We start from the raw sequence: 19,683 nt of genomic DNA on the forward strand, positions 1-19,683 counted from the left end.
CCCGACTATAGCCAGCAGGTACTTCTGCTTGATCCCTCTAAAGTGTGATTTGCATGTTTGCCCCAGTGGCGTGGTTGTTGAACCGGCCACAGCGCTGGCGAGGGGAAGAATGGCCGAAAAACGACATTTTACAAGGTTGGGATGCGTCTAGCCCGCGGATCGCGCCCAAGCAGGCGCGACCCAGGGCGGGTCACAGCGTCGAGAGAAAGGTACTGTTACTGGCTTGCCATTGAGTGATGTCGAGACGGATACGCTTCTTGTCGAGTTTGCCGACGCTGGTCTTGGGAATTTCAGTAACAAGGGCAATCTGACTCGGAATCGCCCACTTGTTGATGTGGCCAAGCTCCACGAACGGCTTGAGGTGCTCCTTGAGTGCCTTGGCATCGACGCTCTGCTGCTCATGCACCACCAACAGCGCAAAAGGACGCTCACCCCACTGAGGATCGGCCACGCCCACCACCGCCACTTCGCGGATCGCTGGATGGCGACTGATCAGGTCCTCCAACTCCAGCGAGGAAATCCACTCGCCCCCGGTCTTGATCACGTCTTTGATGCGGTCGCGAATATCGATCACGCCCATGCTGTCGAGCGTAGCCACATCCCCGGTGTGCAGCCAGCCTCCCTGCCACAGCTCGGCGCCTTTCTCCGGCTCGCGGAAGTAACCCATGGTCAACCAAGGGGCGCGCAGCACCAACTCACCCTGGGTTTCACCATCGTTCGGGAGGAAGTTGCCCTCACCGTCGACAATCGCCGATTCCACCAAGGGCACCGGTACACCCGCCTTGATCCGATAAGTGATGCACTCATCTTCGCTACCGGCCAGCAGCTCCTCGTTGAGGTGGGCACAAGACACCAGCGGGCAGGTTTCGGACATACCGTAGGCCGCCGTCAACTGAATGCCATGGGCTTTGGCTGCCTCGTACAAGGCTCGGTTCAGGGCGCTTCCGCCAATGATGATCTTCCAGCCGCCAAAGTCCTGCTCTTGCGCGCCCTTGGCATTGAGCAGCATTTGCAAAATGGTCGGCACACAGTGGGAGAACGTAACCTTTTCCTTGCGCCACAGTTCACACAGCAGTTCCGGTTCGTAGCGCCCCGGATACACCTGCTTGATTCCCAACATGGTCGCCACGTAGGGAATTCCCCACGCGTGCACATGGAACATTGGCGTGATAGGCATGTAGACATCGTCACTGCCCAGCAGGCGCACGCTGTCGATACTACCGGTAACGGAAGCGGCAGCCAGGGTGTGCAGAACCAATTGCCGGTGAGTGAAATACACACCTTTGGGGTTACCGGTAGTACCGGTGGTGTAGAAGGTGGTGGCTACCGAATTTTCGTCGAAATCGGGGAAGTCATAGACCGGGCTGGCCGCAGCCAGCAGCGCCTCGTACTCACCCACAAGATTGGGCAGGTCGGCGGTCTTGGACTCGGCGTCGGTCAATAGCAGGGTCTTCTCGACCGTGGTCAGTTGCCCTGCAATCGCCTGGTAGAGGCCGACGAAATCGCTGTTGACCAGCACGAAGCGGTCTTCGGCATGGTTCATGGTGTAGAGGATCTGATCCGGTGACAGGCGCACGTTGATGGTATGCACCACCGCGCCAATCATCGGGATGGCGAACATGCATTCCAGATAGCGATGGCTGTCCCAATCCATCACCGCCACCGTATCTCCAGCCTTGACCCCGGCTTCGGTCAACACGTTGGCCAGGCGCGCAATACGCTCGTTGAGGGTCAGGTAACTGAAGCGCAGTTGATCGCGATAGACGATTTCGCGGGTTTTCTCGTAGCGGCTGCCTGACAACAGCAAACGCTTGATCAACAGGGGAAACTGATAAGCGCCCTCGGCGGGAGGAATGACACGAGTCTGCAACATAAGGGTCCCTTTTCTGGAGTGCACGTGCTGGGCAAGACATGGCCCACTCTAGAACGCCCTAACGCCGGCTAAATCAGCCAAAGGAATGATTTAGCCGGAGGTGTGATTACAGGCAATTTGCCATCAATGCATCTCGGTAAAAGCGATTTTCACACCCAGGGCAATCAGTACCGCACCCATGGTGCGATCAAACCAATGTCCCATACGAGCGAATCCGGCGCGTACGCGCTGCTGGCTGAACAACATGGCGACCAGACAGAACCACAGACCGGTGGCGGCGGCCAGATAAACGCCATACCCGGCCTGAATCGCCAGCGGGGTGTGCGGATTGATGACCACGGTGAACAGCGACAAGAAGAACAAGGTCGCCTTCGGGTTCAAGCCATTGGTCATGAAGCCTGCAACAAAGGCTGCGCGTGGTGTGCGCTCGACCGTGGAGGCCTGCACTGTCTCGCTGCCGGGTGCAGCCGGGCCGGCGCGCAGGGCTTTGAAACCGATGTACAGCAGGTAGGCCGCTGCCAGCCATTTCAAGGCATTGAACAGCACGATCGACTGCGACACGATCAGACCGATACCCAACAGCGAATACCCGACATGCAGAAAGATCGCCATGCCGACGCCAAAGGCAGTCCAGGTGCCAGCGCGCCGTCCATGTGTCACGCTCTCGCGCACCACCACGGCAAAATCAGGACCGGGGCTGGCCACGGCGAGCAGGTGAATCAGGGCAACCGTCAAAAATTCAGCCCAATACATGGGGGCTCCTTGCGCGAAAAGGGAAATACAAAGAACACGTACATTACGCCCTCGACATACCATGTAACAACCTGTGAGCCGCTTGACTCTCCCCTTAGGGGCAGGCGCTAGCGTGGCTGCTTTACATCACAGGCCGCCTTCAATGAACAAACGTGTACTGGTGATTCTCGGACATCCCTCGAGCCAAAGTTTCTGCGCCGCATTGAGCAGCGCCTATATCAGTGCATCCCGAGCGCTTGGCCATGATGTGCAGGTACTGGAGCTTGGCACGCTGAACTTCGATCCTCTGTTACGCCAGGGGTACCGCCAAGAGCAGCCATTGGAGTCCGATCTGTTGCACGCGCAGGCACTGATGAGCTGGGCGCAACACCTGGTGTTCGTGTTCCCCATCTGGTGGGGCGGAATTCCTGCCTTGTTGAAAGGTTTCCTGGACCGTGTCCTGCTTCCAGGCTTCGCTTTCAAGTACCGCAGTGGCTCGCCCTTCCCCGAGCAACTGCTCAAGGGTCGCAGTGCCGATCTGCTGGTGTGCATGGATACACCCCCTTGGTACTACCGCTGGGTCTACCGAATGCCAGGTCTGGAACAGATGCGCCGTACGACCTTGCGCTTTTGTGGAATCAGGCCAAAAAAGACGCTAACGTTTGGCCCCATCATCAGCTCGACCGCAAAGCAACGCGATGCCTGGCTGCAACAGGCCCGCACGCTGGCCGGCACCGGTTAAAAGGGATTTTCGATGTACATTGGCAAAGCGGCGCAGCTTTCCGGTGCCACGATCAAATGCATACGCCATTACGAAAAGATCGGTCTCCTCCCCCCGCCTCGACGCCAAGGCAACTATCGCATCTACGATCAACAGAGCGTGACCCTGGTCAGCCTGATCAAATGCGCGCAAAAGCTCGGTTTCAGTCTCAAGCAGATGCAGGCGCTGGTCGATGGCAACGATCCCGGCGCATTACCGTTGGCTCGCATTCACCAGGCCATTGCCAGCAAGAGCGCCCAACTGCAGGCCCAAATCGCCGACCTGCAGCAGCAACAGCAAAACCTCGAAGCTTTTGCAGCGAGCCTTGAGCAGACCCGATACGATTGCTTCAGCTACCCGACCTGAGCCCGACCGACCTTACTGGAGCTTCCATGTCTGTCCCACGCCGCGCCGTATTTCTCGACCACCACTCCCTGGACCTGGGCGACCTCAATCTGGATCGCCTGCGCGGTTGTTTCGACGAGTTGCAACTGTATCCGGCGACCGCCCCTGAGCAGGTAGCGCAGCGCTTGCAGGAGGCGACCGTGGCGATCAGCAACAAAGTGATGATCGATGCCAGCACCCTGGCCGCCTGTCCGAACCTGAAACTGATCCTGGTGTCCGCCACCGGCACCAATAATGTCGACCTGCAGGCTGCGCGGGCTCACGGCATTGTGGTGAGCAATTGCCAGGGCTACGGCACGCCCTCTGTCGCCCAGCACACCCTGGCCCTGCTGCTGGCACTGGCCACTCGCCTGCCCGACTATCAGCACGCTGTTGCCGCCGGGCAATGGGGCAAGGCCAAGCAGTTCTGCCTTCTGGACTTCCCTATCGTCGAGCTTGAAGGCAAAACCCTTGGCATGCTCGGTCACGGTGAGCTAGGCGGTGCCGTTGCTCGCTTGGCAGAGGCCTTTGGCATGCGTGTTCTGCTAGGGCAATTGCCGGGACGCCCGGCTCGTGAAGATCGCCTGCCCCTGGACGAACTGCTTCCCCAGATCGACGCCCTGACCTTGCATTGCCCGCTCAACGAACACACGCGCAACCTGATTGGCACCAAAGAGCTGGCCCTGCTCAAGCCCGGTGCGTTTGTAATCAATACGGCCCGGGGCGGCCTGATCGACGAACAAGCCCTGGCGGATACGTTACGGGCAGGTCATCTGGGTGGCGCTGCCACCGATGTGTTGAGTGTCGAGCCCCCAGTCGATGGCAACCCGTTACTGGCTGCTGACATCCCACGGCTGATCATCACCCCGCACAGCGCCTGGGGAGCCGTGGAATCGCGCCAGCGCATCGTCGAGCAGTTGAGCGAAAACGCAGAAGCCTATTTTGCCGGCCGTCCACGCCGACAGGTCGGTTAAGCCACGCCCGGCTCTGCTAAACTGCGCCACTTTTTTCAGGAGCCGCCATCCATGGACCCGCGCAGTGAAGTGTTGCTTCGTCAGGCCGAGCTATTCCAGGGCTCGCTGTTGCTGGCCGGTTTGCCTGCCGACGACCTGCTCGGCAAACTGCCCGCAGCACATGGCTGGTGCTGGCACGCCGGTGACCAGACGGCTCTGGATGCCCGCTTTGCAGGCCGTAGCCATTTTGGTGTAGAGGCACCCGCCGAGCATTTCGAAGCGGCTGTGCTGTTTCTGCCCAAGTCCCGCGACCTGGCCAATTACCTGCTCAATGCCTTGGCCTCGCGCCTGGCAGGCCGCGAGCTGTATCTGGTGGGGGAAAAACGCGGGGGTATCGAAGGCGCGGCCAAACAACTGCATGCCTTCGGCAAGCCTCGCAAGCTCGACAGCGCACGCCACTGTCAACTGTGGCAAGTCACCGTCGAGCACGCACCCGACGCCAAACCGCTGGAGAGCCTGGCCGAGCGCTTCGAACTGGACATGCCCGAAGGGCCGTTGAAGATCGTCAGCCTGCCGGGTGTATTCAGTCACGGCCGCCTGGATCGCGGTAGTGCCCTGCTGCTGGAAAATCTTCAGCAATTGCCGGTCGGCCACGTTCTTGATTTCGGCTGCGGTGCCGGTGTGTTGGCCTCGGCGCTCAAGCGCCGTTATCCCCAAAGTCGGATCACGCTGCTTGATGTCGACGCCTTTGCCGTCGCCAGCAGCCGCTTGACCCTGGCTGCCAACGGCCTGGAGGGAGAGGTAATCTGTGGTGACGGCATCGATGCTGCACCTTACGATCTGGATGTGATTCTAAGTAACCCGCCGTTCCATACCGGGGTACACACCAATTACCAGGCATCGGAAAACCTGCTAAAAAAATCAGCCGATCATCTGAGAAAAGGCGGCGAACTTCGGCTTGTTGCCAACAGCTTCCTGCGCTACCAACCGCTCATCGAAAGTGCGCTGGGCAATTGCCAGATACGGGCCGAAGGACAGGGCTTCAAAATCTATCAGGCAACACGCGGTTAAAATCAACCCTTGCCGAAACGGATTTGCCTAGGCAGAATCCGCTCCGTCCTAGGGGAGTAGTCTCCCGCGAGCACCCAGCTCGCCCGGTACGCGTCAACATACTTGGTCAACAGACCATGGCGCGTGCGACCCACGGTCCGCATAGACGGACCCAGGGTTTGACAAGACCTATGACACGAACACCTTACCCGGGGCGGGAAGGCTGTACGTGTCATAGCCGTGTCGACCCGCCCCCGTAGGAACCCTGATGCTGGAATCACTGCTCGTCCCAACCGCGATCGTGGCCCTTGCCGAAATTGGCGACAAGACCCAATTGCTCGCGCTTATCCTTGCCGCCCGCTTCCGCAAGCCTTGGCCGATCATCGCCGGTATCATCGCCGCCACCCTGGCCAACCATGCTGCTGCTGGCGCTGTCGGCGCCTGGTTCAGCACTTTCTTCTCTGCAGCCACCCTGCACTGGATTCTCGCTGCCAGCTTCGCTGCCACCGCCCTGTGGACCCTGATTCCAGACAAAATGGATGACGACGAAGCCAGCTCCGCCCGGCGCTTCGGGCCTTTCCTGACCACCCTGATTGCGTTTTTCATCGCCGAGATCGGCGACAAGACTCAAGTCGCCACAGTGATGCTGGCCGCCCAGTATCCGCACCTGATCATGGTTATCATCGGTACCACCCTGGGTATGCTGATTGCCAACGTACCGGTGGTGCTGGCGGGCAACTTCGCCGCAGAAAAACTGCCACTGACCCTGATTCGTCGCCTCGCATCGGCGGCCTTCTTTGTCCTGGCTGCCGTGGCGGTGTACTCAGCGATGGAAGTCAGTGGCTGGATAGGCTGACTGTTCGTATCAAGCCGGCGATGGGCCGCTCGGCGGCCCGGGCCCAGCTTACTTCTTAGCCTGTTCGTACAGCGGCATCACTTTGGGGATCGCCGCTCGCAACGCAGCCTGGCGGCTGTCGGAAGCTGGGTGAGTGCTCATGAACTCCGGCTGCGAACCACCCGAAGCCTGGCTCATCTTGTCCCACAGGGTGATCGCGGCATTCGGGTTGTAACCGGCACGGGCCGCAAGCTCCAGGCCAATCAGATCAGCTTCGTTCTCGTTCGAGCGGCTGTTGGGCAAGGTCATGCTGTACTGCACCACAGTGTCGGCAATCGCCAGGCTATCCTGGCCAAGCCCCAGCAATGCACCCGCACCCTGACGCGCCATCTGCACACCGTAGGCCTTGGACATAGCCTCACGCCCGTGTTCACGCAGGGCATGGGCGATTTCATGGCCCATGACCGCGGCGATCTCGTCGTTGGTCAACTTGAGCTTATCGATCAGGCCGGTGTAGAAGAAAATCTTGCCACCTGGGCCGCAGTTGGCGTTGAGCTCATCACTCTTGATCAGGTTAACTTCCCAGTTCCACTGCGCCGCATCCGGGCGAAACTTCGGTGCCTGGGCAATCAGACGATCGGCAATCACCTGCACCCGCTTGGCATCGGCGCTGGTTTTGTCGAGCACACCTTTACTGGACGCCTCGCCCAGGGTCTGCTGGTAAGACTGTGCATACATCTGGTTGACTTCATCGGTCGAGAGCATGCTGAACATATATTGCTTACGCTCGACACCCACGGCGCCGCCGCTGGTGGTGTTTACTGCCTGGCATCCGGCAAGTAGCACACTGGCACTCAGAGCACCGATAACAAATGACTTACGCATGAAAACACTCCATTCGAACATGCCGCGTATCCTAGGCCGAGTCGATTGAGGCCGCTACACCCCAAACGAAGAAATCTCCAGGCGGCTGGTTACGCCGGGGTCAGGCACTCAGGCCCATTGACCTTGGGATCGTTGACGAAGTTGGCCAGCACGCGCTCTCGTAAAGGTGCCTGGGCGCTGGCCAGTAACTCATACAAGCGTGCCACAGGTGTTTGCAGGTCCAGCCATGCTGCTTGACCGGCGGCATCGAGAATCAGCGGCCGACGCTGGTTCACTGCAGCCTGGGTTACCACCGCAGTACTCAGCCAGACCTGGTCCTGCACCGGATAGGCCTCCCAGATCGCGGCAAAAAACAACGAAGAGCCTTCTCCAGGCGTCAACCAATAGGGCCTTTTGCGCACCGTACCGCGCCATTCGTAAAAACCGTTGGCCGGCATCAGGCACCGACGCAGGCGAAACGCCTCGCGAAACATCGGCTGCTCGGCCAAGGTTTCGGCCCGGGCATGCGCGGGCGTTCGCGACAAATCCGTCAACCAGGCTGGGGTCAGCCCCCAGCGCGCGCGGGCAAGTTCCACCTGGCCTTGCTCTGCATTTCGCTGGATCAGTACCGAAGCGCCGGGAGAAATATTCCATTGAGCCTGCTGGTCGGCCGGAAACCCCGGCAATGCAGCAAAGGCAGGCGACCATCTAAACAGCGCGTAACGTCCACACATGGGGGATAAAGACCTAGCAAATCAGGGTTCCCGGAATGTGCTCCGGTTCGTCGCCAGCCAGTGGCTGGGCACTATTGTACGCGGCGATCATCTGCCGTGCGTACTCGGCCTGGTCATCGGCAACCGCCAGGGCCAGCAAGCCCTGCATCGGTAGATCGCCCATGGCGCCCATCAGGTCCCGACCGATCAGGTGGACCTTGATCCCTTCACTTTCAAGCATTCCGATCAGCATTTCGGCTTCCAGCAGGCTTTCCGGCTCATAAATTCGCTGCATCAGTCGTTCTCACCGTAAACATCCAGCATCCACTCCTCCCCGTGCACTTGCAGCACGAAGCGGATCGGCTTGCAGCAGACCTGACAGTCTTCGATATATTCCTGATCGCCACCGGACAGGTCCACCGTTGTCTCGACTTCTTCACCACAATAAGGGCAATCGTAGATCGCAGTTTCCAGCATCGCGGCCTCCCGAGTGACTTGTGCGTATAATTGCCGGTCTATTTACAGGACCTGCGCGTGTTCGAGCCGTTTTTCGAAGCCCGGTCCTACCTATTACCCTAGCCGTTTCCAACAAGAGAGCATGATGGGCGAATTCGATGCCATCCGACCGTACAACGACGCTGAGGTCCCTGCCGTTCTGGCACGCCTGCTCAGCGACCCGGCATTTCTCGATATCCTCACCCACTTCCGCTTTCCGCGCGCTGCCGGAGCCTTTGGCTGGTTGCTCAAGCCACTGATCGCCCGACGCCTACGCAAAGAGTTTGCTGGCGTTACTTGCGTTTCGACCCTGCAGGACAAAGTCGAGTACTACGTCGACCATACCATCGAGCGGGCAACCGACGGGGTCACCTACACAGGCGTCGAACTGCTCAAGTCCGGAACGGCCTATTTGTTCCTGGCCAACCACCGCGACATCGTCATGGACCCGGCATTCGTCAATTACGCGGTGTACCACGCCGGCCTGCCTACGCCGCGGATCGCCATCGGTGACAACTTGCTGCAAAAGCCGTTCGTCAGCGACATGATGCGCCTGAACAAAAGCTTCATCGTTCACCGTTCAATCAGCGGGCGGCGGGAAAAGCTTGCCGCCTACCAGCTGCTTTCAGCCTATATCAACCATTCGATCCGCAACGACGGCCAGTCGATCTGGATCGCCCAGGCCGAAGGTCGTGCCAAGGATGGTGACGATCGCACTGATTCAGCGATCCTGAAAATGTTCCACATGAGCCGCAAGGACGAGCCGTTCGGCGCGGTTATTCAGTCGCTGAACCTGAGCCCGGTGTCGATCAGCTACGAATACGACCCCTGCGATCAGGCCAAGGCGCGCGAGTTGTACATTCGCGCCACGACCGGTACCTACACCAAGGCACCGGGCGAGGATGACCTGAGCATCGCCCAGGGCATTACCGGCTACAAGGGACGCGTACACATCAACTTCGCGCCACCGGTAACGACGTTCTTCGAAGACACCAAGCAGTTGGCAGTGGAGATCGATCGGCAGATTCTGGCGGGTTATCGCTTGTTTCCGGTGCACTACCTGGCTTATGCGCAGTGGGCCGATGCCGACCCGCAACTGCAGGTGCCGACGGCCGACCAGGTGTTCCCGGCCCCAGAGCTGGACCGCGCCCAAGCCGAATGGCAGCGCCGCCTGGACGCTTGCCCGCTCGAACAGCGCCCCTACCTGGTGCAGCAGTACGCCACGCCAGTGCGCAACCAGTACCGGGTCAAGGCAGGCTTGGCGCTCTGAGAATTACCTGGAGGCACCAACGGGGCGCGTAGCCGCCCCCTCTCATACCCAGGTGCTGAACCAGGACAACAGCAAGGCCAGCGCCAGGAAGGCAAAGCCCAGGATGTAGTAGAAGCGGTTGATGCGCAGCGTCATGCCATCGACCACCGTCTCGTCGCTCGGGGCCTTGGCCACTGCCAGCGCTTCACGACGCCGCGCGCTGTGCAACAACAGGCCGCCAGGGCAGGTAATCAGCAGTGCCAACAGGTTGATCAGCTTGGCCGGATGGGCAGCGATCAGCCCCCAGAACATTTGTAACGACATTTACAGCACCTCGAAAAGCGACGTAACAACGGCGCGCATTTTACCCAAGCCTCCCTTTGTGTCCCGGCTTTTGCGACCAACGACGATCATCGTCATGCGAGCGTCATCCGGATGCCTCACCTGAAGCAGCCTGAAATCACCTACAAAAAAGCCCGACGACTGCCACACAGTCATCGGGCTTCTTCAGGTGTACGGGTTTAGCGGGCTTATTCGCCGAGGATCTGGCCGATGGCCTGGTCCTTGAACAGACGGGTAAGCGCGTCGCTGAGGACATCACCGACCAGCTTGGTGTTGGTTTCCTGGTTTGGCGCCATGCCGAAGCGCTGGTCCAGGGAGGCACCATAACGGCCGCTGTAACGACGGTTGGCATTGGCAACGTCGGCCTTGAAGGTCGCACCAATGGTGGCCTCGGTGACGTACATGCCTTCTTTTGGCGACTGATACTTGAGCTCTGCCAGGGTCACGGTCAGCTGCGGGGCGTTGTAGGCGTTCGGCGTAGGGGTGAAGCCCAGCAGGCGTACTGCCGCTTCTGCCTGAGCTTGCAGCTTGGGCAGGATATCGTTGCCGGTAACCGTAATAGCGCTAGTTTCAGGGTACAGGCCACCGCGGGTGCCCAGGGTTTGCGACGCACGACCATCGACCACCTTGACCACGACCGGCTGGCCATGGCCTACCGGCGCGAGCTGGGCGGTGAGTTTTGGTTGCGGGCTGAGTTGTTGCGGGCTGTGGGCACAACCGACCAGGGTCAGACTGGTCACCGCGATCAAACCGAACAACAAACGTTGCAACATGCTCATCTCTCCAGAATAGGCAGCAAAGGCCGCCAGTATACTCAGCGCAGCGCGGCCCAGCCATCGCTGTGCCATTAGCGAATGAGACAGGCAAGCGCGGCGCCGGTTCGTTGTCACAATCGTTTAATGACCCCACCGGTATGCTGGCGCCAAGAACACTTGAAGAGGTAGACCGCCATGTCCAACTTCTGGACTTCACTGCTGACCCGCCGCCCCATGCGCAACTTCGCGCGCCTGGATGCTCAGGGTATTTGCCTGGCGTTCAAGCAGTGCGCCGATCAGCCTGCTGTCGGCAATTGGGTGCAAATCAACGAAATCTGCCTGACCTGGCTCAATCGCCCGCTGCCCTCTAGCGCAAGGGTTTGCGCGCGCCCTGGCGGCAACTGGATCCAGCGCAGCCTGGCCGCCTGAGCCGTGCATCAATAAAAGTCGCTAATAAAGATCATTTCTGCCCGAGACATCGTTATAATCTCCCCCCGATTATAAGGACGTCTCCTGATCGGGCCTCGCAGCACCGCCAATGTTCACCATTCGGCATCCTCCGCACCGCCCACAGAGAGCCTTCCACACAGGTCTTGCACCAGCCAGTGCCAGCATCATTCGGCCCTCTGCTCTGCCTGAACCTGCCGGGTCTGCCATCGCGCAGCCCTTTTTGAGGTTCACGACTCCAAAAGAGCGTGAAAAAACGGGTTTTCACAACTTCACGAGAGTGTGGCGAGCAATGAACAGTCTGGCATGTGCAAAAGCACCGAAAGTGTCCCTAGCAGCCCTGAACAGCTGGCAACAGCTCTCTTCCAGGATGAGAGCCTGAGGCCGGTCCATAACGCACGACGGACACCTTGACCATAAGTCGAATTGCCGCATCGGTCTTAAAATGCGTTCATAAGCAACGTAAAGCCCGTTTGGCGGTGTCCGCTGAAGTTGCAAAAACTGCGAAGAATCGGACATGGCGATCCTGGCTAGGCCAGTGATCCTATGCTGTCAATTTGGTGCTGTAGATTTTGGAGACGCGTTAAATGGCGCAGAACGAAGCAGTCGATGTGGTATTGGTAGGGGCAGGCATCATGAGTGCCACCCTGGCCGTACTGCTAAAGGAACTCGACCCGGCCATCAAGCTGGAAGTCGTCGAGTTGATGGATTCGGGTGCCGCGGAAAGTTCCAACCCGTGGAACAACGCCGGGACCGGCCATGCCGGGCTGTGTGAACTGAACTACACGCCGCAGGCCGCCGACGGCAGCATCGACATCAAGAAAGCGGTGCTCATCAACACTCAGTTCGAAGTGTCCCGGCAGTTCTGGGCCTACCTGAGCAAGAAAGGCGCGTTCAGCTCTCCACGGGCGTTCATCAACCCGGTTCCACACCTGAGCTACGTCGAAGGTGAAAAAGGCGTCGATTTCCTCAAGAAGCGCTTCGAGCTGCTCAAGCAGCACCATGCCTTCGCCGAGATGGAATACACCGAAGACAAATCGGTCATGAACGATTGGATGCCGCTGATGATGCCGGGTCGCCCTGCCGACCAGACAATCGCCGCCACCCGTGTCATGAAAGGTACCGATATCAACTTCGGCGCCCTGACCAACAAACTGCTCAAGCACCTGGCAAGCACGCCGGATGCCCAGGTCAAGTACTGCAAGCGCGTGACTGGCCTGCGCCGTAACGGCAGCGGCTGGACCGTCAGCATCAAGGACGTGAACAGCGGCAGCAGCCGTGAAGTGGATGCTCGCTTCGTATTCCTCGGCGCCGGTGGTGCTGCACTGCCATTGCTGCAGCAGTCGGGCATTGAAGAGAGCAAGGGCTTCGGTGGCTTCCCGGTCAGCGGTCAGTGGCTGCGTTGCGACAACCCGGAAGTGGTCAAGAAGCACCAGGCCAAGGTCTATAGCCAGGCCGCTGTTGGCTCGCCACCGATGTCGGTACCACACCTGGATACCCGTGTCGTCGACGGCAAGACTTCGCTGCTGTTCGGCCCTTATGCCGGGTTTACCACCAAGTTTCTCAAGCACGGCTCGTTCCTCGACCTGCCGCTGTCGGTGCGCATGGGCAACATCGGCCCGATGCTCGCCGTGGCCCGCGACAACATGGACCTGACCAAATACCTGGTCAGCGAAGTGATGCAGTCGATGGAGCAACGCCTTGACTCCCTGCGCCGCTTCTACCCAGAAGCGAAAGCCGAAGACTGGCGCCTGGAAGTGGCAGGGCAGCGCGTGCAGATCATCAAGAAAGACCCGAAAAAAGGCGGCGTGCTGCAGTTTGGTACAGAACTGGTATCAGCCAAGGACGGTACCTTGGCCGCGCTGCTGGGGGCTTCCCCAGGTGCATCGGTGACCGTATCGATCATGCTTGACCTGATCGAGCGCTGCTTCCCCGAGCAGACCAAGGGTGCCTGGGCCGCCAAGCTCAAGGAAATTTTCCCGGCCCGGGAAAAAGTCCTGGCTACCGACGCTGCCCTGTATCACAAGATCAGCGTGCAAAACGACGAAGCCCTGGGCCTGGTCGAAAACAGCCCGGCGCAGCATTACGCGTAACGCACCGGCAATAAAAAACGCCCTTCGGGGCGTTTTTTTATGCACGCACGTTAATCAGCTGCGTGCCTTGTCGATGATTTCGATGTAGTCAGCGGCGTTGCGCTGATCCTTGATCACGTCGACGAACGTCTGACCATGCTCGTCCTTGCCGTCGACATCCAGACCCGCCTCAACAAAGAAACCGACAAAACGCTCGAAGTCATCGATGCGCAGGCCACGATAAGCCTTGATCAGCTTGTGCAGCGAAGGTGAAGTAGCATCCGCCGGTTCGAACTGCAGGAAGGACTTGATGTAGTCGTCACTGATCTCGTCGCCAATCACTTGCTTCTTGTCTTTACGCATTACCGACTCCAACTGAACCATCACGGACATTTTCACGGGCCGGCAGTTTACCCCTGCCCGGCGTCGGCGCTCAACGCGCGCGTACGGCTCCGGTATGCAAATCGGCCCAGACGTGACCATTGGCGTAACTGAGGAATTGCACGTAGACCGTGTTGTTGCGCAGCAGATCGATAATCACCTGATATTGGCTCGACGGGTAGTTCAGGCTCAGCACTTTGCGCTTGTCATCGAACACGGCTTTTTTCAGGCTCTTACTCTCGGCGTCAAAGCTGATCACTACCTGGCTGACCGTAGTCCCCTTGCTCAGCGGCTTGCCCTTGAGGCGCAGGGTCAAAGGTGACGTCACCGGGATCGGCTGCTGGTTTGACTGTCGCTGGTTACCAACGACTACTGAGTAGTCGGTGACCTGGAGCAGTTGCTGAAACTCGGGCACTTCCTGACGCAAGGACAAGTCATCCGGTGGCAGGAACTGACTGTGCAAGGGCGCAGCGGCCAGCGGCATGCTCAGTAACAGAAGGACAGGGACGATCGCACGCATGACAGGCTCCTCGAGGCGGCCGGGCACTTTAGCATGGGACGGTCATATCGCGGAGCAAGCCCACGGTTGATAAGGCGTGGCCGATTCACTCGAACTGAGCGCGCATCCAGGCTTGATACTCAGCCACCCCTGGCTCGCCCTCGCGCGGCGCCCAGTTCGCCATCTCACCTTCGCCGACCGGGCGGTAAGGACCGGATTTGCATTCGAACATCATGCTATCGGCCTCCAGCACAACCAGGCCATGGTAGGTGCCTGGCGCTAGATCCACGCCCAGGCATTCCCCACCGGCTTCGAGCACCCGCTTGTCCAGCACCACGCCTTGCTCGTCGAAGATCAGCAGCCCCAACTTGCCACGCAGCACGATCAGGCATTCCGCCTTGTCAGCCGACAGATGCCGATGCGGCGGGATGTAGGTCGAAGGCTGGAGCCCTACCGCCATGCGGTGGCAGGGTTCTTCCATGGCGTGAAAATTATGGTGCTGGCGGCCACGTGGGTTGGCGGCAGCCTTGCTGGCCAGCTCGGTAAACAACGATTGGTCGAGAAATCCGGGCTGGCGCATGGGGTCAGAGTCCCTTGACGGCAAAAATACCGTTGGCGTTGCGCCAGTAGCCTTTGTAGTCCATGCCGTAACCGAACACGTAACGGTCGACACAGCTCAAGCCGCAGAAGTCAGCCTTGAGTTCGGCACTGGCCTTGCGGTCGTGATCCTTGTCGATCAGCACCGCCGTGTGCACGGCGCGGGCGCCAGCATGCTTGCAAAAATCGATGATCGCGCTGAGGGTGTGCCCTTCGTCGAGAATGTCGTCGATGATCAGTACGTCGCGGTCAATGAACGAAACCTCGGGCTTGGCTTTCCAGAACAAATCGCCGCCGCTGGTCTGATTGCGATAGCGAGTAGCGTGCAGGTAGGAAGCCTCGAGCGGGAACTGCAAGTGGGTCAACAGCTTGCCGGCGAAGATAAGGCCACCGTTCATCACGCAGAATACCACCGGGTTACGTTCGGCGAGCACGTCGCTGATCTGGGCGCCAACACGAGCAATGGCGGCCTCTACTTCGGCTTCGTTGTACAGGCAGTCAGCCTCTCGCATGACTTGACGGATATGCTCGAGATCAGCGGACATGGCGCTCTCCAGGGGGCTGCAAATGAGAAAAGCGGGCAAAGGTACGCATCCCAGGGCGTCAGATCAAGCATTTATGGACTAACGTCCAGATTGCCTAGAGGACACACACGGCTGAATAGATTAATCTACCGCGGTTTTTTTGCCCGCCCCCCGGAGCTTTTCCTATGCCTATCCGTGAGATCCGCCATCCGCTGATCCGCCACAAGCTCGGCCTGATGCGCCGCGCTGACATCAGCACCAAGAATTTTCGCGAACTCGCCCAGGAAGTCGGTACGCTCCTGACCTACGAGGCCACCCAGGATCTGCCACTCGAAACCTACGAGATTGATGGCTGGTGCGGTAAGGTCCAGGTCGAGAAAATCGCCGGCAAGAAGATTACTGTAGTACCAATCCTACGCGCAGGCATTGGCATGCTCGAAGGCGTGCTCAGCCTGATTCCAGGCGCCAAGGTCAGCGCCGTAGGCGTTGCCCGCAACGAAGAAACCCTCGAAGCCCATACCTACCTGGAAAAGCTTGCCCCGGAAATCGATGAACGCCTGGCGTTGATCATTGACCCGATGCTGGCCACTGGCGCGTCGATGGTTGCCACCATCGACCTGCTGAAAAAAGCCGGCTGCAAGGATATCCGCGCAATGGTCCTGGTGGCTGCGCCGGAAGGTATTGACGTGGTCGAGAAGGCGCATCCGGATGTGCAGATCTACACCGCTTCGGTCGATGAACGCCTGAACGAGCACGGCTATATCATTCCGGGCCTGGGCGATGCTGGCGACAAAATCTTCGGCACCAAGCAGAAGGACGCCTGAACATGCAGGATGAGTTCAACGACCCGCTCTGGCGTCAGGTCGTCTCCGGCGCACAAATGCTCTTCGTAGCCTTTGGTGCGCTGGTACTGATGCCACTGATCACCGGCCTCGACCCGAACGTCGCGCTGTTCACCGCCGGTTTGGGAACTCTGCTGTTTCAGGTCGTCACCGGTCGCCAGGTGCCTGTGTTCCTGGCGTCCAGCTTTGCATTCATCACCCCGATCATTTTAGCCAAGGGCCAGTTCGGCCTGGCCGAAACCATGGGCGGGGTGATGGCAGCCGGGTTTGTCTACACCTTCCTCGGCCTTGCCGTGAAGATCAAGGGCACCGGCTTCATCGACCGCCTGCTTCCCCCTGTAGTGATTGGCCCGGTGATCATTTCCATTGGCCTGGCCATGGCCCCGATTGCCGCCAACATGGCAATGGGCAAGGCCGGTGACGGAGCAGAGCTGCTGCCGTACGGCACCGCAATGATGATTTCCATGCCAGCGCTGCTGACCACGTTGATCGTTGCCGTATTCGGCAAGGGCATCTTCCGTCTCGTGCCGATCATCGCAGGTGTACTGGTAGGTTTTGGCCTGTCGTTCTACTTCGGTGTGGTCGATACCGCCAAGATCGCCGCCGCGCCTTGGCTGGCCGTGCCGCACTTCACCGCGCCCGCCTTCAACTGGCAAGCAATCCTGTTCATCGTACCTGTCGCCCTGGCGCCAGCCATCGAGCATATCGGTGGGGTGATCGCAGTAGGTAGCGTGACAGGGCGTGATTACCTGAAGAAACCAGGCCTGCACCGCACCCTCCTCGGTGATGGTATCGCCACCACCACTGCCGGACTGTTCGGCGGCCCGCCCAACACGACTTACGCCGAAGTCACTGGCGCAGTAATGCTGACCAAGAACTACAACCCGAAGATCATGACCTGGGCGGCAATATTCGCTATCACCCTGGCCTTCATCGGCAAGTTCGGCGCCCTGCTGCAGAGCATTCCAGTACCGGTAATGGGCGGAATTCTGTGCTTGCTGTTCGGTTCGATTGCCGCGGTGGGCATGAATACCATGATCCGCCACAAGATCGACCTGAGCGAAGCGCGCAACCTGGTGATCGTTTCGGTGACCCTGGTGTTCGGTATTGGTGGCGTGCTGGTCGGTAGCGGTACTGGCCCGGACGATTGGGGCCTCAAAGGCATCGCACTGTGTGCGGTGGTGGCGATCGCCCTGAACCTGCTGCTGCCAGGCAATGACGGCTGGAAGAAAAAGGCGCTGGACGACCAGTTGCCTTGATCAATCGGCAGGAGCCGGCTTGCCCCGCGATGCGATAGGACTCGACGATCGCAATCGCGGGGCAAGCCGCTCCTACCGGCTACTCAAGGCTCAGGCTTTTTCGCACATGCTTTTCAGCGCCTGCACCCACTGCGGGTGGTCATTCAGGCAAGGCACCAACACCAGTTCCTCCCCGCCTGCCGCGGTGAACTGCTCACGCCCACGGTCTCCGATCTCTTCCAGTGTTTCGATGCAGTCGGCGACGAAGGCCGGGCACATGACCAGCAGCTTCTTCACTCCCGCTTTGCCCAGCTCATCCAGGCGCGCCTCAGTATAGGGTTCGATCCATTTCGCCCGCCCCAGGCGCGACTGGAACGACACCGACCATTTGCCGTCGGCGATCCCCATCTTTTTCGCGAACGCCTGCGCTGTTCGCAGGCATTGTCCGCGATAGCAGACCGCAAGCATCTGCGCTGAAGAGTCCCGGCAGCAATCCTCAGCCTGAAAATCATGCTTGCCCGTGGGATCGAGCTTTTTCAAATGGCGCTCGGGCAAGCCATGGAAGCTCATCAGCAGATGGTCGTAATCCTGTTCAAGGTAGGGTCGCGCACTTTCCACCAAGGCATCGATATATTCCGGCTGATCGTAGAATGGCTTCAGCACCACCATTTGCAGTGGCAAATGCTGATCGGCTATCACTTGCCGAGCCTGCTCGACCACCGTGGTTACCGTGCTATCTGCAAACTGAGGGTACAGAGGCGCCAGGGTGACCTTACGCACACCCTGCGCGGCCAGGCGCTGCAGCACAGTCGGCAACGATGGCTCACCGTAACGCATGGCAATTTCCACCGGGCCATGCTGCCAATGCTCACGCATCGCTGCTTGCAGGCGGCGGGTCAGCACCACCAGTGGCGAGCCTTCATCCCACCAGATCGACGCGTAGGCATGGGCCGATTGTTCAGGACGCTTGATCAGGATCAGCGACACCAGCAAGCGTCGTACCGGCCAAGGCAGGTCAATGACGTAAGGGTCCATCAAAAACTGATTGAGGTAGCTGCGCACATCAGCCACCGAAGTGGAGGCTGGCGAACCCAGGTTGACCAGCAGCAGAGCGTGATCGGTCATGCAACGTCCTATTTCAGAGGCGACCAGACAAGTCATCCAGCGCCGATTGCAAATCATTGAAGCGGAAAGTGAACCCTGCGGCGAGCAAGCGCACCGGGCGTGCTCGCTGCCCGCCCAACAGCAGCGTCGACAGCTCACCCAACCCCGCTTTTAACACCAGTGCCGGCAACGGCATGAAGGCCGGGCGATGTAAGGTGCGTCCCAGGCGCTTGGCAAACTCACGGTTGCGCACCGGTTCCGGGGCGCAGGCATTATATGGACCGCTGGTATCGTTGTGCTGCAAGAGAAAATCAATCAAGGCGATTTGATCGTCTATATGAACCCACGGCATCCATTGTCGGCCATCACCGATCGGCCCGCCCAGGCCTAACTTGAACGGCAGCCGCAAACGCGACAAAAAGCCGCCCTCACTGGACAGCACTAGCCCCGTGCGCACCAGCACCACACGCATACCCAAAGCCTGCGCACGTAGCGCCGTTTCCTCCCAGGCAATGCACAGCTGGCTGGCAAAATCCTCCTTGACGGGCTGTGAAGCCTCGGTCAGCTCACGTTCGCCACCATCGCCATACCAACCTACCGCTGACCCTGAGATCAGCACTGACGGGCGCTGCTGGCGCTTCTCAAGCCATGTAAGCAATTGCTCGGTGAGCGTTATGCGACTCCCCCAAAGCACGGCGCGACGATGAGCACTCCAGGGGCGATCCGCTATCGGTGCGCCGGCCAGATTGATCACCGCATCAATGGGATCATCCTCATTCAGGGCTTCTAGCCTGGCGACGCCTTGTACCCCGGCACCACACAGCCTGGGCACCTGTTCAGGCCGCCTGCTCCACACAGTCAAGCGATGCCCCTGGCCCAGCCAGCGCTGACAAAGCTGTTGACCAATTAAACCTGTGCCACCGGTCAGCAATATATGCATGGCTGTGTCCTCACATGGCGCGCCCTGGTCTATT

General features: G+C 59.4%; 24 protein-coding genes and 1 riboswitch. Of the genes, 10 read left to right on the top strand and 14 right to left on the bottom strand.

All coding sequences use genetic code 11. The annotated features are described in order from the left end of the window. Positions 1–190: 190 nt before the first annotated feature. Together D3Z90_RS22715 and D3Z90_RS22720 are read right to left on the bottom strand one after the other, a co-directional pair. Entirely contained in the window at positions 191–1,873 is a 1,683-nt protein-coding gene (locus D3Z90_RS22715; RefSeq protein WP_136478141.1) for a fatty acid--CoA ligase, read from the bottom strand. Between the two features lie 123 nt (positions 1,874–1,996). Continuing rightward, a complete protein-coding gene (locus D3Z90_RS22720) occupies positions 1,997–2,626 on the bottom strand; it encodes a LysE family translocator (protein WP_136478142.1) in 630 nt (209 codons plus the stop codon). A gap of 142 nt (positions 2,627–2,768) precedes the next feature. On the opposite strand from D3Z90_RS22720, the gene D3Z90_RS22725 reads away from it, so the two are divergent. The 5 genes from D3Z90_RS22725 (at position 2,769) to D3Z90_RS22745 (ending at position 6,608) form a co-directional block, all read left to right on the top strand. Further along, positions 2,769–3,347, top strand: a complete 579-nt coding sequence (locus D3Z90_RS22725) for an NAD(P)H-dependent oxidoreductase (protein WP_136478143.1) — start codon at positions 2,769–2,771, stop codon at positions 3,345–3,347. A 12-nt stretch (positions 3,348–3,359) separates the two neighbouring features. Beyond that, the gene (locus D3Z90_RS22730) at positions 3,360–3,731 is read left to right on the top strand and encodes a MerR family transcriptional regulator (RefSeq protein ID WP_136478144.1); all 372 of its coding nucleotides are present in this window, start codon (positions 3,360–3,362) and stop codon (positions 3,729–3,731) included. 26 nt (positions 3,732–3,757) lie between these two features. Further along, positions 3,758–4,723, top strand: coding sequence for a 2-hydroxyacid dehydrogenase (locus D3Z90_RS22735; RefSeq protein ID WP_136478145.1), 966 nt, complete (start codon positions 3,758–3,760; stop codon positions 4,721–4,723). Positions 4,724–4,774: 51 nt separating this feature from the next. Then, positions 4,775–5,773 (top strand): class I SAM-dependent methyltransferase, encoded by a 999-nt coding sequence (locus D3Z90_RS22740; protein WP_136478146.1) that lies wholly within the window; start codon positions 4,775–4,777, stop codon positions 5,771–5,773. A 39-nt stretch (positions 5,774–5,812) separates the two neighbouring features. Beyond that, positions 5,813–5,932, top strand: a riboswitch (yybP-ykoY riboswitch). 88 nt (positions 5,933–6,020) lie between these two features. Further along, positions 6,021–6,608 carry a TMEM165/GDT1 family protein gene (locus D3Z90_RS22745; protein WP_136478147.1) on the top strand — a complete coding sequence of 196 codons (588 nt, stop codon included), beginning with the start codon at positions 6,021–6,023 and terminating at the stop codon, positions 6,606–6,608. A 48-nt stretch (positions 6,609–6,656) separates the two neighbouring features. Here D3Z90_RS22745 and D3Z90_RS22750 read toward each other — a convergent pair whose 3' ends face one another. The 4 genes from D3Z90_RS22750 to D3Z90_RS22765 all read right to left on the bottom strand — a co-directional run bounded on the left by D3Z90_RS22750 (position 6,657) and on the right by D3Z90_RS22765 (position 8,641). Continuing rightward, the gene (locus D3Z90_RS22750; protein WP_136478148.1) at positions 6,657–7,472 is read right to left on the bottom strand and encodes a M48 family metallopeptidase; all 816 of its coding nucleotides are present in this window, start codon (positions 7,470–7,472) and stop codon (positions 6,657–6,659) included. 89 nt (positions 7,473–7,561) lie between these two features. Continuing rightward, positions 7,562–8,185: an SOS response-associated peptidase gene (locus tag D3Z90_RS22755; RefSeq protein WP_136478149.1), complete on the bottom strand. Its 624-nt coding sequence runs from the start codon at positions 8,183–8,185 to the stop codon at positions 7,562–7,564. A gap of 13 nt (positions 8,186–8,198) precedes the next feature. Further along, positions 8,199–8,459, bottom strand: coding sequence for a putative signal transducing protein (locus D3Z90_RS22760; RefSeq protein WP_136478150.1), 261 nt, complete (start codon positions 8,457–8,459; stop codon positions 8,199–8,201). Beyond that, positions 8,459–8,641, bottom strand: a complete 183-nt coding sequence (locus D3Z90_RS22765; RefSeq protein ID WP_010225771.1) for a CPXCG motif-containing cysteine-rich protein — start codon at positions 8,639–8,641, stop codon at positions 8,459–8,461. Before D3Z90_RS22765 ends, D3Z90_RS22760 begins: the two co-directional genes overlap by 1 nt. A gap of 121 nt (positions 8,642–8,762) precedes the next feature. Between D3Z90_RS22765 and D3Z90_RS22770 the strand changes: the two genes are divergently transcribed. Next, positions 8,763–9,929 (top strand): 1-acyl-sn-glycerol-3-phosphate acyltransferase, encoded by a 1,167-nt coding sequence (locus tag D3Z90_RS22770; RefSeq protein WP_168198494.1) that lies wholly within the window; start codon positions 8,763–8,765, stop codon positions 9,927–9,929. Positions 9,930–9,971: 42 nt separating this feature from the next. Here the strand turns inward: D3Z90_RS22770 and D3Z90_RS22775 are convergent, their stop codons facing one another. Together D3Z90_RS22775 and D3Z90_RS22780 are read right to left on the bottom strand one after the other, a co-directional pair. Continuing rightward, on the bottom strand, positions 9,972–10,232 hold the full coding sequence (locus tag D3Z90_RS22775; protein WP_136478152.1) for a hypothetical protein: 261 nt from the start codon (positions 10,230–10,232) through the stop codon (positions 9,972–9,974). Between the two features lie 206 nt (positions 10,233–10,438). Then, positions 10,439–11,023, bottom strand: a complete 585-nt coding sequence (locus tag D3Z90_RS22780; protein ID WP_136478153.1) for a YajG family lipoprotein — start codon at positions 11,021–11,023, stop codon at positions 10,439–10,441. Positions 11,024–11,200: 177 nt separating this feature from the next. On the opposite strand from D3Z90_RS22780, the gene D3Z90_RS22785 reads away from it, so the two are divergent. Beyond that, positions 11,201–11,434, top strand: coding sequence for a hypothetical protein (locus D3Z90_RS22785; protein ID WP_136478154.1), 234 nt, complete (start codon positions 11,201–11,203; stop codon positions 11,432–11,434). 605 nt (positions 11,435–12,039) lie between these two features. Then, complete coding sequence (mqo, locus tag D3Z90_RS22790) at positions 12,040–13,545, top strand: malate dehydrogenase (quinone) (protein WP_136478155.1); 1,506 nt, start codon at positions 12,040–12,042, stop codon at positions 13,543–13,545. Between the two features lie 54 nt (positions 13,546–13,599). Here mqo and D3Z90_RS22795 read toward each other — a convergent pair whose 3' ends face one another. From D3Z90_RS22795 to D3Z90_RS22810, 4 genes are all read right to left on the bottom strand, one after another. Next, positions 13,600–13,887: a PA4642 family protein gene (locus D3Z90_RS22795; RefSeq protein WP_136478156.1), complete on the bottom strand. Its 288-nt coding sequence runs from the start codon at positions 13,885–13,887 to the stop codon at positions 13,600–13,602. A gap of 70 nt (positions 13,888–13,957) precedes the next feature. Then, on the bottom strand, positions 13,958–14,425 hold the full coding sequence (locus D3Z90_RS22800) for a hypothetical protein (protein ID WP_136478157.1): 468 nt from the start codon (positions 14,423–14,425) through the stop codon (positions 13,958–13,960). Positions 14,426–14,510: 85 nt separating this feature from the next. Continuing rightward, on the bottom strand, positions 14,511–14,984 hold the full coding sequence (locus D3Z90_RS22805; RefSeq protein ID WP_136478158.1) for a WbuC family cupin fold metalloprotein: 474 nt from the start codon (positions 14,982–14,984) through the stop codon (positions 14,511–14,513). A gap of 4 nt (positions 14,985–14,988) precedes the next feature. Then, entirely contained in the window at positions 14,989–15,546 is a 558-nt protein-coding gene (locus D3Z90_RS22810) for a hypoxanthine-guanine phosphoribosyltransferase (protein ID WP_136478159.1), read from the bottom strand. A 164-nt stretch (positions 15,547–15,710) separates the two neighbouring features. Between D3Z90_RS22810 and upp the strand changes: the two genes are divergently transcribed. Together upp and D3Z90_RS22820 are read left to right on the top strand one after the other, a co-directional pair. After that, the gene (upp, locus tag D3Z90_RS22815) at positions 15,711–16,349 is read left to right on the top strand and encodes a uracil phosphoribosyltransferase (RefSeq protein ID WP_136478160.1); all 639 of its coding nucleotides are present in this window, start codon (positions 15,711–15,713) and stop codon (positions 16,347–16,349) included. 2 nt (positions 16,350–16,351) lie between these two features. After that, positions 16,352–17,626, top strand: a complete 1,275-nt coding sequence (locus tag D3Z90_RS22820; RefSeq protein WP_136478161.1) for a uracil-xanthine permease family protein — start codon at positions 16,352–16,354, stop codon at positions 17,624–17,626. A gap of 90 nt (positions 17,627–17,716) precedes the next feature. Here the strand turns inward: D3Z90_RS22820 and hemH are convergent, their stop codons facing one another. Further along, positions 17,717–18,730: a ferrochelatase gene (gene hemH, locus D3Z90_RS22825; protein WP_136478162.1), complete on the bottom strand. Its 1,014-nt coding sequence runs from the start codon at positions 18,728–18,730 to the stop codon at positions 17,717–17,719. Between the two features lie 13 nt (positions 18,731–18,743). Continuing rightward, positions 18,744–19,649 carry a TIGR01777 family oxidoreductase gene (locus D3Z90_RS22830; protein WP_136478163.1) on the bottom strand — a complete coding sequence of 302 codons (906 nt, stop codon included), beginning with the start codon at positions 19,647–19,649 and terminating at the stop codon, positions 18,744–18,746. Positions 19,650–19,683 lie beyond the last annotated feature (34 nt).

It is taken from the genome of Pseudomonas sp. DG56-2, assembly GCF_004803755.1.
GTDB lineage: Bacteria > Pseudomonadota > Gammaproteobacteria > Pseudomonadales > Pseudomonadaceae > Aquipseudomonas > Aquipseudomonas auratipiscis.